Raw genomic sequence first — 12,099 nt, 5'->3', positions numbered from 1 at the left:
ACACCCTCGAACGACGCAAGACCGGGAGGATCACGTTCATGGCCATCACCGACGACCTGCGCAAGACCCTGAGTGAGTCGCGTTCCCTGTACTTCGCGGCCGGCACCGCCGACCTCGCCGTGCAGCAGGCGCGGAAGGTGCCGGAGCTGATCGAGCAGCTGCGGGCCGAGGCGCCCGAGCGCATCGAGGCGGTCCGCAACACCGACCCGAAGGCCGTGCAGGACAAGGCCACCGCCCGCGCCAAGGAGGCGCAGGAGGCCGTCCAGACCAAGGTCAACGAGGTCTTCGCCTCGCTCGACACCGATCTGCGCAAGCTGGGCGAGAGCGCCCAGGAGCTGGCGCTGCGTTCCGTGGGCGTCGCCGCCGAGTACGCGGTGAAGGCCAAGGAGGCGTACGACAAGGTCGCCGACCACGGTGAGCAGGCGGTGCGGACCTGGCGCGGCGAGACCGCCGAGGGCGTCGTCCAGGTCGCCGAGCTGGTCGACGAGGCCGCCGACAGCGTGGTGGACGTGGCCGAGAAGGTCGAGCCGGAGCCGGCTCCGGCCGCGCCGGCCACCTCCGAGAAGTCCTCCACCGCGAAGGGTGCCGGGACCGGTGCGGCGGCCAAGAAGCCCGTCGCCCCGAAGAAGCCGGTGGCGCCGCGCAAGGCGCCCGCCCGGAAGCCGGCGGCGCGCAAGAACACGCCGTCCGACAGCTGACGGGGGCCTGTCGGGGGTAGGCGTCCAGGTGTACCCCCCGGGGTGGCGGTATCGGGCATTCCGGATGCTGTGGCGTATTCCTCAGGGAATCGGGCACGGATCCGGGGTGCCGGGACGTTGTCCTGGGTGCGGGCGCGTGTGAGGTGCCCGCACCGGACCGTGATTCCGGGGGCCGTCCGGGACACTGGGGACAGGCGTCCGGCGCGGAAGCCGGGCGGCCCGTCCGCGGTGACCGCGGTGCCGTGATGTCGAAACTGGTGGTGGAGAAGTGCTGATACAGGGATTCAACAGCCTGCTGGGGCTGCTGCAACTGGCGTTCACCGCCTTTGCCGCCTTCGCGTTCATCGACGCGCTGACGCGCCGCGAGGACGCCTACCGGGCCGCCGGCAAGCAGTCCAAGCCGTTCTGGCTGATCGTTCTGGGGATCGCGCTGGCGGTGAGCCTGCTCTTCCCGATCATGTCCTTCCTGCCGATCATCGGCCTCATCGCCGTGATCGTCTACACGGTCGACGTGCGGCCCGCCGTCCGGGAGGTCTCCGGAGGCCCCCGGCGTGGCGGCCCCCGAGGGTCGAGCAGCGACGGCCCGTACGGGCCGTACAACGGCGGCCGCTGACCCCAGGGCGCAGGACCGCGCAGCGAGACGACGACAGCGAGACGACACGACGGCGAGAGGCCGGGACCGCTCCACGCGGTCCCGGCCTCTCTCCGTCGTGCCGTCCGCCGGGGCTCAGCGGGTGGTGGGCACCATTCGGTCCAGCAGGAGGACGGCCACGTCGTCGGTCAGCTCGCCGCCGTTGAGCGCGCGGACCTCGGTCATGGCGGCCTCCAGGAGGGCGTCCCCGCGCAGCCCCTGGGCGAGCAGGCCCCGGACGAGGGCGACCATGCCCTCCTGGCCCAGGCGCTGGTTGCCCGCGCCGATACGGCCCTCGATCAGGCCGTCGGTGTAGAGCATCAGGCTCCAGGAACGGCCCAGCTCGACCTGGCGCCGGGGCCAGCGGGCCTGCGGGAGCAGACCGAGCGCCGGGCCGTTGTCGTCGTACGGCAGGAGTTCGGCGAGGTGGCCCTGGCGGGCGATGAGCGGGGACGGGTGTCCGGCCAGGCAGAGCCCGGCCGAGCGGCCGTCCGGCGAGATGTCGACCGTGCAGAGCGTCGCGAAGATCTCGTCGTCCGGGCGTTCGTTCTCCAGCACCTTCTGGAGCGTGGAGAGCAGCTGGTCGCCGCAGAGCCCGGCGAAGGTCAGCGCGCGCCAGGCGATGCGCAGCTCGACGCCGAGCGCCGCCTCGTCCGGGCCGTGGCCGCAGACGTCGCCGATCATCGCGTGCACCGTGCCGTCGGCGGTGCGCACCGTGTCGTAGAAGTCGCCGCCGAGCAGGGCGCGGGAGCGGCCCGGCCGGTAGCGGGCGGCGAACCGCAGCGGCGCGCCCTCCAGCAGCGGGGTCGGCAGCAGGCCGCGCTCCAGGCGGGCGTTCTCCTGGGCGCGCAGCCGCGACTCGGTCAGCTGCCGCTGGGCGTGGTCGGCCCGCTTGCGCTCCACGGCGTAGCGGACGGCGCGGCTCAGGAGGCGGCCGTCGAGCTCGTCGCGGTACAGGAAGTCCTGGGCGCCGACGCGAACCGCCTCCGGGCCGCGTGCGCTGTTCTCGGCGCCGGTCAGCGCGAGGACGGCGTGGCGCGGGGCCAGGCGCAGGACGTGCCGCAGCACCGCCAGCTCGTCCTCGGTGCAGTCCCCGGCCTCCGCGGGGCGCGGGCCGGGGGCGGGCAGGGCGAGGTCCAGCAGGATGCAGTGGACGTCGTCGGTGAGCAGCCGCTCGGCCTCCGTGAGGTTGCGGGCGGTGCGGACGCGCACCGTCAGCTCGGCCGAGTCCAGCAGCGACGGGATGTTGAGCGAACCGGCCGGGTCGTCCTCGATCACCAGCAGGGTGAGCGCGGTCGACGTCTGGCCGGAGCCGGGATGTGCCGCCGAGCCGGCCGCGATCCGGGCCAGCGCCTCCGCCGCCTCGGCGGCCGTGGGGGCCGCCGGGCCCGGGGTGGCGCCGGTGCCGTCCGGCCCGCCCGTGGTCCGCGGGGCGCCGGTGGCGTCGGTCGTGGTCTGCCCGGCCGTCGAGGCCGGCTCGGCCTCCTGGCCGGTGGTGCCGCCGGGAGCGGAGTCCCGGGTGATGTCGGTGGGCGACCCCGTGGGCCGGTCCGTCCGTGGTGCGGCGCCCCCGTCGTGACCGTTCTCCACGGCGGGGATGACTCTCTGCCGCGGTATGGGTACGGGCATCGTCTTGGTTTCCTTCCCTCCCCCCGAGGGCGCGACAGGGCGACGAACGACGCCCTGTCCGACGGGGACCATAGCGGTTGGCGGCCCTCCAACGGAATGCCGAGGCGTCCGTGGCCAGAGTCATATGCCGTGGCATGTAAGGGAATTGGGGGCCTTTGTGGGGGAGGGGTGATGACGAAGCTCACCCTGAGGCCGGGGCGCGGGTGACCTGGCCCACCCGCGCCCGTGCCGCTCACGCGTCCGGGCGGACCACCCCGAGGATCGTCATCGTCCCGGCGCCCGCCAACGTGATGTGCCGGCCCGGACGCGGGGCGTGCACGATCTTGCCGTCGCCCACGTACATGCCGACATGGCTGGCGTCGTCGTGGTAGATGATCAGGTCGCCCGGGCGCATCTCCCGTATCGGGACGCGCTCCAGCTGGCGCCACTGCTCCTGGGAGGTGCGCGGGATGGGGACTCCGGCGGACGCCCACGCCTGGGAGGTCAGCCCGGAGCAGTCGTAGGAGTCGGGGCCCTCGGCGCCCCAGGAGTACGGCTTGCCGATCTGCTCCGCCGCGTACTCCAGGGCCTTCTTGCCGGCGGCGGAGGCCTTGCCGGAGATCGCGTCGAGGATGCCGGAGTCGACCCAGGCGCTCTGCGCCCTGCGCTGCGCCTCCTCCTCCAGCTTCCGCAGCCGCTCCAGCTCCTCGGCGGCGAGCCGGCTCTCCAGCTCCTCGGCCGCCTTGATCTGCTTCTTGATCTCCTTCTTGGCCTTCGCCTTGGAGGCGCGGTGCCGCTCCAGCTTCTTGTACTCGGCGGAGGCGGCGGCCTCGTCCTTCTCCAGCTGCTCCTGGGTGGTCCGCAGCTGGGACATCAGGCCCTTGGCGGCGTGCTGGCCGCGCTGGAAGCGGTTGGCGTTGTCCAGGAAGAGGCGGGGGTCGTCGGAGAGGAGGAACTGGGCGCCCTCGGGGATGCCGCCGCTGCGGTACTGCTCGCGGGCGGTGGCGCCGGCCTGGTGGCGCAGCAGGGCCAGGCGGTCCTGGCCTCTGGCGACGGCGCGCTCCAGGCGGGCCACCTCCTTGGCCTGGCGCTCGGCCTTCTCCTCGGCGGCGTTGTAGGCGTCGGTGGCGACCGAGGCGCGGTGGTAGAGCTTCTCGATCTTCTTCCGCACCTCTTCGAGGGCGGTCGGTGTGGCCGGCTCCCCCTCGGCCGCGTCCTCTTCCGGGGTGCCCGGCGTGGCCGGTGCCGAGGTGGTGGGGGCGGGCTCCGGGGCGGCGTACGCCGTACCCGCCGAGGCCAGTCCGCCGACGCAGGTGATGCCGCACACCAGCGCCACCGCGGCAAGGGTCGTCCTTCGCATGCCGGTCACTCTCCGCCCCCACAAAGTTATTTCCCGTCAGTAACATCGGGGATGCTGCCATGTCCGGCCCAGATACGACAGACCCGACACCGGACCGGCTCGGCGGCACCCCCGCCGCACAGGTCACTTTGCCCGTCCTCCGGCGGCTTCGGGCGAAAAGCACCCACAGGTGGTTCGCCAACTTCCGGGGGCTGTACCGGTTTTCCACCCCTGCGGGGGACACGGGCCGACGCCCGGGCCGGCTCCCGGCCGCCTCCGGACTCACCCCCGTGGCGCCAGCGCCCCCCACGCCACCGTGACCTCCCCCTGCCGCCACCGCGCCGGCCCGTCCACCACCGGCCAGCCGGCGGCCAGCTCCCGCACCGCCCGCTGCCAGCGCTGCCGCGCCCCGTACGAGGCGTACGGGGCGGCCGCCGCCCAGGCGCGGTCGAAGTCGCGGAGGAAGGCGTGCACGGGCTCGCCCGGGACGTTCCGGTGGATCAGCGCCTTCGGGAGGCGTTCGGCCAGGTCGGAGGGGCGGTCCAGGGAGCCGAGCCGGGTCGCGAAGGTGACCGTGCGCGGGCCTTCGGGGCCCAGCGCCACCCAGACGTGGCGGCGGCCGATCTCGTCGCAGGTGCCCTCGACGAGCAGCCCGCCGCCGAGGCCGTCCGGGTCCGGCGGGGCGAGACGGGCGGTCAGCCGTTCCCAGACGGCGCGTACCTCGTCCTCGTCGTACTGGCGCAGCACGTTGGCGGCGCGGATCAGGTGCGGGCGGTCCGGGACCGGCAGCTCGAAGCCGCCCCGGACGAAGGTGAGGCCCTCGCGGGCGTGCGGCTGGGCGGCGGCCACCCGGTCCGGGTCGATCTCGATGCCGGTCACCCGGGTCTCGGGGGCCGCCGTGCGCAGGCGGGCCAGGAGCTCGACCGCCGTCCAGGGCGCGTGCCCGTACCCGAGATCGACCGCCAGGGGGTGATCCGCCCTGCGCAGGGCCGCGCCGTGGGTGGCGGTGATCCAGCGGTCCATGCGGCGCAGGCGGTTCGGGTTGGTGGTGCCCCTGGTCGCGGTGCCCACGGGGCGCGGCGGGGGCGGCATGGTCCGAGTATGGCCGCGACGGCCGTGGCGGAGCCGGGCGGGGGCGCCTGCTCCGACGCGGGGCCCCCGTAACGTTTAGGCAAAACGGGAAGCCTGGCCCCTTCCGTGCTGTTTCCCCGTCGGGGCACCCGTGTGCCCCGACGGACTCCCGCCCCCCAGAGGCGGGCGCAGCGAGGAGGATCGCCAGGTGACCCAGTACGTGTCCCGGCTCTCACGCCGGGCCGCCCAGCCGAGGCTGCGGCTGCCCGGGGGTGGCCGCAGGCCCCGGCGGGTGGCGATGCTGAGTGTGCACACCTCGCCGCTGCACCAGCCGGGCACCGGTGACGCCGGCGGGATGAACGTCTACATCGTGGAGCTGGCCAAGCGGCTGGCCGCGATCAACATCGAGGTGGAGATCTTCACCCGGGCCACCACCGGCACCCTCCCGCCCACCGTCGAGCTGGCCCCCGGCGTCCTCGTCCGCCACGTCGACGCGGGCCCGTACGAGGGGCTCGCCAAGGAGGAGCTGCCCGCGCAGCTCTGCGCCTTCACCCACGGCGTGATGCAGGCGTGGGCCGGCCACCGGCCCGGCCACTACGACCTGGTCCACTCTCACTACTGGCTCTCCGGCCACGTCGGCTGGCTGGCGGCCGAGCGCTGGGGCGTCCCCCTGGTCCACGCCATGCACACCATGGCCAAGGTCAAGAACGCCGCCCTGGCCGAGGGCGACACCCCCGAGCCGGCCGCCCGCGTCATCGGCGAGACGCAGGTCGTCGACGCCGCCGACCGCCTGATCGCCAACACCTCCGGCGAGGCCGACGAGCTGATCCACCACTACGCCGCCGACCCCGGCAAGGTCGCCGTCGTCCACCCGGGCGTCAACCTCGACCTGTTCCGCGTCGACCCGCGCCGCTCCGGCGCCGTCGAGCCCCGTGCCGTCCCCGCGTCCCGGGCGGCGGCGAGGCAGCGGCTCGGGGTGCCGCAGGACGCCCTGGTCCCGCTCTTCGCCGGGCGCATCCAGCCGCTGAAGGCGCCCGACGTGCTGCTGCGCGCCGTCGCCGTGCTCCTGGACGAGCGGCCCGAACTGCGCTCGCGGCTGGTCGTGCCGGTGGTCGGCGGGCCTTCCGGCTCGGGCATGGCCAAGCCGGAGCGGTTGCAGAAGCTGGCGGCGCGGCTCGGCATCTCCGAGGTGGTGTGGTTCCGGCCGCCGGTCGGGCAGGAGCAGCTGGCCGACTGGTTCCGGGCGGCGTCGCTGCTGGTGATGCCCTCGTACAGCGAGTCCTTCGGCCTGGTCGCCATCGAGGCGCAGGCCACCGGCACCCCGGTGCTCGCGGCCCGGGTCGGCGGCCTGCCCGTCGCCGTACGCGACGAGGTGACCGGCTTCCTCGTCGAGGGCCACGACCCGGCCGACTACGCGCGCCGCCTGGCCCGCTTCGCCGACGACCCCACGCTCGCCGACCGGATGGGCGCGGCGGCGGCCCGGCACGCCCAGTCGTTCGGCTGGGACACGGCCGCCTCCGGCACCGCCGACGTCTACACGGCCGCCGTCCAGGAACACCGCCGTCGCGTACGCTCGCACCATGGCTGACACCCCGTCCCACCAGGCCCCCGCGTCCCCGGACGCGTCCGCCCACCGGCGTGTCCTGGAAGGCGCGTTCGACAGCGCCGAGCTGGAGTGGGAGAGCCCGCGGCCCGGCCACTACGTGGTCAAGCTGCCCGGCAGCCGCAAGCTGTGGACCACCGTCTCGTTCATCCTCGGCGGCCACTCGCTCTCGGTGAACGCCTTCGTCGTCCGCCGCCCCGACGAGAACCACGAGGCCGTCTACCGCTGGCTGCTGGAGAAGAACCTCAAGCTGTACGGGGTCTCCTACGCCGTCGACCCGCTCGGCGACATCTACCTCGCGGGCAAGCTCCCGCTCGCCGCCGTCACCCCGGACGAGATCGACCGCCTCCTCGGCGCCGTCCTGGAAGCCTCCGACGGCGCCTTCAACACCCTCCTGGAACTGGGCTTCGCCTCCGCCATCCGCAAGGAGTACGACTGGCGCGTCGCCCGCGGCGAGCCGACCCGGAACCTGGAGGCGTTCCAGCACCTGATCGAGCGCGGGCCGCGCTGAGCCGGGGCGCGCCACAGCGGTACGTCTGACGCCCGCTCCCCGAGGACTTCGGGGCGGGCGTCAGGCGTACCGGGCGGTCAGGAGTGGGCGGCCGTGGTGACCGTGGCGGCGCCGTGCGGGCCGGCCACCCGGAAGACGTCGAAGTAGTACACCTCGCCGTCGGCGGTGACGCCGCTGCCGCGCGTCTTCGTCCAGGCGCCGTCGGGGCCCGCGTACCGGGAGCCGTCGGCGTAGGCCGGGCCGCCCGCGTCGGCGACGGCGGTGGCGGCGCCGCCCAGGACGGCGGGGACGAGGAGGGCGCCGAGGGCGGCGGCCTTCAGGAGCTTGCGCATGGTGGGCCTTTCGGTCGGAGGACCGGACCCGACGACGGACCCGGTCTGGGGCGAGTTTCCCCGGGCCCGGGGCCGCGCGGAGCGGTGCGCCGCGCCCGCGTCACCCGACAGGCCCAACCCCCGCGCGGCCCGTCCGCGCCCCCTCCCGTCACCCGGTCGCCCGTGCCGCGCCCGGCGTCCACGCAGGTCGAGGCGGCGCCGGGCGGTCCGCCGCCGGGGCCGATCGAGTGGCGGGTGACCGGCGGCGTACTAAGGGTGAGGGCAGGTCCGGCCGCTGTGGCGGGACCGTCCTGTCGGCCCTGTAGGAAGGACGACCGATGTTCCGTCCCACCAGCAAGCCCGCCCGGGCGGCGGCCAAGGCGGCCGCCGTCTCCCTCTCCGCCGTGACCGCCTGCGCCGCGACCCCGGCCGCCCTCGCCTCGGCCGCCCCCGACGGCGCCCGTCCGGCCGTCCAGCAGCGCGCGCCCGGGGACCAGGAGGCGGCGCGCGGGACGGAGGGACCGCACGACGTGGTCTTCGTGCAGACCTCGGCCGAGGACGGGAACACGATCGTCGCCTACACCCGGACCGCCGAGGGCACCCTCGTCAAGGCGGGCAGCTACGCCACCCGCGGCGACGGCGGCCGGCTGAACGGCTCGGAGGTCGACCACCAGGCCTCGCAGGGCTCCCTCGCCTACGACCCGGACGAGAACATCCTCATAGCCGCCAACTCCGGCAGCGGCACCGTCTCCGTCTTCGAGGTCGACGGCCCGCGCCTGACGCTGCGCCAGGTCACCCCGTCCGGCGGCGGCTTCCCGGCCAGCATCGCCGTGCACGACGGCATCGCGTACGTCCTGAACGCCGGAACCGGCGGCTCCGTCCAGGGCTTCACCATCGAGGGCCCCCGCCTGGAGCCGATCGCGGGCAGCCGCCGCGAACTGGGCCTCTCCACCGACCGGGGCCCCCTCCAGTACGTGAAGACGCCCGGCCAGGTCGGCTTCACCGACGACGGCGCCCGCCTCATCGTCACCACCAAGGCCAACGGCTCGATGCAGGTCTTCGACGTGGACGACGACGGCCTCCTCTCCGCCGAGCCGGTCACCAACGACCAGGCGCCCGGCGTCCCCTTCTCCTTCGTCACCGACGAGGGCGGCCGGATCGTCGTCGCCGACGCCTCCAACAAGGTCAACACCTTCACCCTCTGGAAGGACAACACCTTGAAGCCCGCCGACTCCGCCGACACCGGCGAGATGGCCACCTGCTGGATCGCCCGCGACGGCTCGACCGTCTACGTCTCCAACGCGGGCAGCGACTCCCTCAGCGCCTTCGAGGTCGACGAGGCCGGGCGCCTGACCCCGGCGGGGCGCACCCCGACCGGCGCGGGCCCGACCGACCTGGCGGTCTCCCCGGCCGGTGACTACCTCTACGTCCAGACCGGTGAGACGGGCGGCCTGGAGACCTACCGCATCGGCCCCGACGGCGGGCTGACCCGGACCGACGCGGTCACCGTGCCGAACGCGGTCGGCGGCGAGGGGATCGTGGCGCCCTGACCGGGCGGCCGTACGCCGGGTCCCGGTCCGGGCCCCTCCCCTCCGGGACCCGCCGCCCCGCCCCCGCTCAGACCAGCTTGCGCAGCGCGTCCTGCTCCCCGTCCGGCTTCGGCGCCGTCAGCTCCACCACCGGCTCCGGGGTCAGCGGGACCGAACCGGTGGCGGCGGGCGTGGGGCGGCTCTCCTCGCCGAGGTTCCGGACGAGCAGCCAGTACCCGCCGGCCGCGACCGTGCCGATGACGGCGCACGCGCCCCAGAGCCAGGCAGCCCCCCAGCGGTCCAGGACGATGCCGGACATCAGCGGCGCCACCATCGCCGCGACCGCCCAGGAGAGCGTGTACATGCCCTGGTAGCGGCCGCGCCCGTGGACCGGGGAGAGGCGGACGACCAGGCTCGTCTGGGTGGGCGCGTTGATGATCTCGGCCAGCGTCCAGACGCAGACGGTCAGCGCGAAGACCCCCACCGACCCGGCGAAGGCGGTCAGCCCGAAGCCGTACCCGGCCAGCAGCGTGGAGAGGGTCAGCAGCCGCCCCGCGTCCCGGTGCTCGATGAACCGGGTGACGGGGATCTGCAGCGCCACGATCAGCACCCCGTTGACCGCGATGACCAGGCCGTAGTCGGCCGGGCTGAACCCCGCCCGCCCCATCGCCACCGGCAGCCCCACCGAACCCTGCTGGAAGACGAGGGCGGCCAGGAACGACAGCACGACCACGCCCATGAACCGCCTGTCGCGCAGCACCGTCCCGAGGCTCACCGCGTCCTCGGCGCCCTGCTCCTGGGCCGACCGCTCCGGCCGCGACTCCGGCAGCTTGACGAAGACGAGGATCGCGCAGGTCAGCGTCATCACCGCCTCCCCGAGGAACCCGGCGAGGTAGCTGTACTGCGCGATGAACCCGGCCGCCATCGCGGACACGGCGAACCCCAGGTTGATCGCCCAGTAGTTCAGCGAGAAGGCCCGCACCCGGTCCTCGGGCCGCACGATGTCGGCCATCATCGCCTGCACCGCCGGCCGGCTCGCGTTCATCGACGCGCCGACCAGGAAGGCGACGGCGGCGATCGCCACCGGGTGCGTCATGAAGCCGAGCAGCGCCACCGACAGGGCCGTCGACACCTGCGCGATCAGCATGGTGGGCCGCCGCCCGAGCCGGTCGGTCAGCACCCCCGCGACCAGCGAGGAGATCACCCCGCCGAGCCCGTGCAGGGCCGCGACCAGCCCCGCGTACGAGGCGGAGTGCCCGCGCTCCAGCGTCAGGTACAGCGCCATGAAGGTCGCGACGAACCCGCCGAGCCGGTTGACGAGCGTGCTCGTCCACAGCCACCAGAACTCGCGGGGCAACCCCGAGACGCTGCGCCGCACCGCCGTCCGGACCGCTCGCGGAAGGAGCGCCGACGGCGACGGCAAGGACGGGACGGGCATGATCGCGACTCCGCTGCGGTGTACGGGTACGTAAGTGGTGAATCCAGCTCGCGCATATTACGTCCCCGGGGTCGCCGAAAGCCATCCGATTTCGCGATACGGGCCGTCCGCGCCCGCCCCCCGGCCTTGGATTACGCTCGGGCCCATGGCCGACGCACCGTACAAGCTGATCCTCCTCCGCCACGGCGAGAGCGAGTGGAACGCGAAGAACCTGTTCACCGGCTGGGTGGACGTCAACCTCACCGAGAAGGGCGAGAAGGAGGCTGTACGCGGCGGCGAGCTGCTGGCGGCCGCCGGGCTCCTCCCCGACGTCGTACACACCTCGCTCCAGAAGCGCGCCATCCGCACGGCGCAGCTCGCCCTGGAGTCCGCCGACCGCCTCTGGATCCCCGTCCACCGCTCCTGGCGGCTGAACGAGCGCCACTACGGCGCCCTCCAGGGCAAGGACAAGGCGCAGACCCTCGAGGAGTTCGGCGAGGAGCAGTTCATGCTCTGGCGCCGCTCCTACGACACCCCGCCGCCGCCGCTCGCCCCCGACGCCGAGTGGTCCCAGTTCAACGACCCGCGCTACGCGGTCATCCCCCCGGAGGCCCGCCCCCGCACGGAGGCCCTCCTCCAGGTCGTCCAGCGCATGCTCCCGTACTGGTACGACGACATCGTCCCCGACCTCCTCGAAGGCCGCACGGTCCTCGTCGCCGCCCACGGCAACAGCCTCCGCGCCCTGGTCAAGCACCTCGACCAGATCTCCGACGCCGACATCTCCGCCCTCAACATCCCCACCGGCATCCCCCTCGCCTACGAACTCGACGAAAACTTCCGCCCCCTCAACCCGGGCGGAACGTACCTCGACCCGGATGCGGCTGCGGCTGCGATCGAGGCTGTGAAGAACCAGGGGAAGAAGAAGTAAGCGCACGCGAGTAGGCCCCCTGCCTGCGATTTCTCCGCGAGCAGGGGGCTTGTCGTTGCCTCTGGGCCGTCTCTGGGCCGTCAGGTGCTGGACGGCTCCGACCGGGCCGTGTCGAAGATGGCGGCCACCGCCTTGCGGGTGCGCTCCTGGCTGGACGGCATCAGGTGCGCGTACACCCGGAGCGTCAAGGCGGCTCGCTCCGCTCCCTGCGCGCGGCCCGGCCCCCGGCCGGGCCTGCGCTCCTGTCTCCGCCCCGCTCCAGCCCGGCCGGCGCCCGTGCCGCGCGTACAGGAATCAGCCGCCTGATGCCAGAGAGGGGGTGCGTCGTGGCTGGGGCGGTCGGCTCCACGGCTTTAAGGGCTGTCCCGTAACTGCTGGTCACAGATGAGATGATCTTGGCGTGGCTGGTGTGATCACTGCGTCGGAGCCGTCCTGGATTGCCCCGTTCAGCGG

The 12,099-nt window shown here is 73.8% G+C and carries 11 protein-coding genes and 1 pseudogene; 6 read left to right on the top strand and 6 right to left on the bottom strand.

Translation table 11 applies throughout. From position 1 onward, the window contains the following. Positions 1-38: 38 nt before the first annotated feature. Together IF45_RS0109880 and IF45_RS0109875 are read left to right on the top strand one after the other, a co-directional pair. Entirely contained in the window at positions 39-698 is a 660-nt protein-coding gene (locus tag IF45_RS0109880; protein ID WP_030306839.1) for a hypothetical protein, read from the top strand. Between the two features lie 268 nt (positions 699-966). Beyond that, positions 967-1,311, top strand: coding sequence for a DUF2516 family protein (locus IF45_RS0109875; protein ID WP_008415406.1), 345 nt, complete (start codon positions 967-969; stop codon positions 1,309-1,311). Between the two features lie 114 nt (positions 1,312-1,425). Here IF45_RS0109875 and IF45_RS0109870 read toward each other — a convergent pair whose 3' ends face one another. The 3 genes from IF45_RS0109870 to IF45_RS0109860 all read right to left on the bottom strand — a co-directional run bounded on the left by IF45_RS0109870 (position 1,426) and on the right by IF45_RS0109860 (position 5,368). Then, positions 1,426-2,958, bottom strand: a complete 1,533-nt coding sequence (locus IF45_RS0109870; RefSeq protein ID WP_030306837.1) for a PP2C family protein-serine/threonine phosphatase — start codon at positions 2,956-2,958, stop codon at positions 1,426-1,428. 232 nt (positions 2,959-3,190) lie between these two features. Next, positions 3,191-4,297: a C40 family peptidase gene (locus IF45_RS0109865; protein WP_026048514.1), complete on the bottom strand. Its 1,107-nt coding sequence runs from the start codon at positions 4,295-4,297 to the stop codon at positions 3,191-3,193. 261 nt (positions 4,298-4,558) lie between these two features. Next, a complete protein-coding gene (locus IF45_RS0109860) occupies positions 4,559-5,368 on the bottom strand; it encodes a class I SAM-dependent methyltransferase (protein ID WP_003948994.1) in 810 nt (269 codons plus the stop codon). Positions 5,369-5,555: 187 nt separating this feature from the next. Here IF45_RS0109860 and mshA point away from each other — a divergent pair, with 187 nt between their 5' ends. Next, on the top strand, positions 5,556-6,935 hold the full coding sequence (gene mshA, locus IF45_RS0109855; RefSeq protein ID WP_008415402.1) for a D-inositol-3-phosphate glycosyltransferase: 1,380 nt from the start codon (positions 5,556-5,558) through the stop codon (positions 6,933-6,935). Further along, positions 6,928-7,461, top strand: coding sequence for a type III secretion system chaperone family protein (locus IF45_RS0109850; protein WP_030306834.1), 534 nt, complete (start codon positions 6,928-6,930; stop codon positions 7,459-7,461). The genes mshA and IF45_RS0109850 overlap by 8 nt, the downstream gene beginning before the upstream one ends. Positions 7,462-7,538: 77 nt before the next feature. Here IF45_RS0109850 and IF45_RS0109845 read toward each other — a convergent pair whose 3' ends face one another. Then, positions 7,539-7,793, bottom strand: coding sequence for a hypothetical protein (locus tag IF45_RS0109845; RefSeq protein ID WP_008415401.1), 255 nt, complete (start codon positions 7,791-7,793; stop codon positions 7,539-7,541). 317 nt (positions 7,794-8,110) lie between these two features. On the opposite strand from IF45_RS0109845, the gene IF45_RS0109840 reads away from it, so the two are divergent. After that, entirely contained in the window at positions 8,111-9,322 is a 1,212-nt protein-coding gene (locus IF45_RS0109840; RefSeq protein ID WP_030306832.1) for a lactonase family protein, read from the top strand. A 67-nt stretch (positions 9,323-9,389) separates the two neighbouring features. Here the strand turns inward: IF45_RS0109840 and IF45_RS0109835 are convergent, their stop codons facing one another. Continuing rightward, positions 9,390-10,739, bottom strand: coding sequence for an MDR family MFS transporter (locus tag IF45_RS0109835; RefSeq protein WP_078842861.1), 1,350 nt, complete (start codon positions 10,737-10,739; stop codon positions 9,390-9,392). A 145-nt stretch (positions 10,740-10,884) separates the two neighbouring features. On the opposite strand from IF45_RS0109835, the gene IF45_RS0109830 reads away from it, so the two are divergent. After that, complete coding sequence (locus IF45_RS0109830) at positions 10,885-11,646, top strand: phosphoglyceromutase (protein WP_003948988.1); 762 nt, start codon at positions 10,885-10,887, stop codon at positions 11,644-11,646. 80 nt (positions 11,647-11,726) lie between these two features. Here IF45_RS0109830 and IF45_RS32200 read toward each other — a convergent pair. Next, positions 11,727-11,837, bottom strand: a pseudogene (locus tag IF45_RS32200) (integrase); the annotation flags it as partial. Positions 11,838-12,099 lie beyond the last annotated feature (262 nt).

Source organism: Streptomyces albidoflavus (assembly GCF_000719955.1).
Classification (GTDB): Bacteria; Actinomycetota; Actinomycetes; order Streptomycetales; family Streptomycetaceae; genus Streptomyces; species Streptomyces albidoflavus.
The sequence above is the reverse complement of the archived record's forward strand: the minus strand, read 5'-3'. Positions and strand labels throughout refer to the sequence as shown.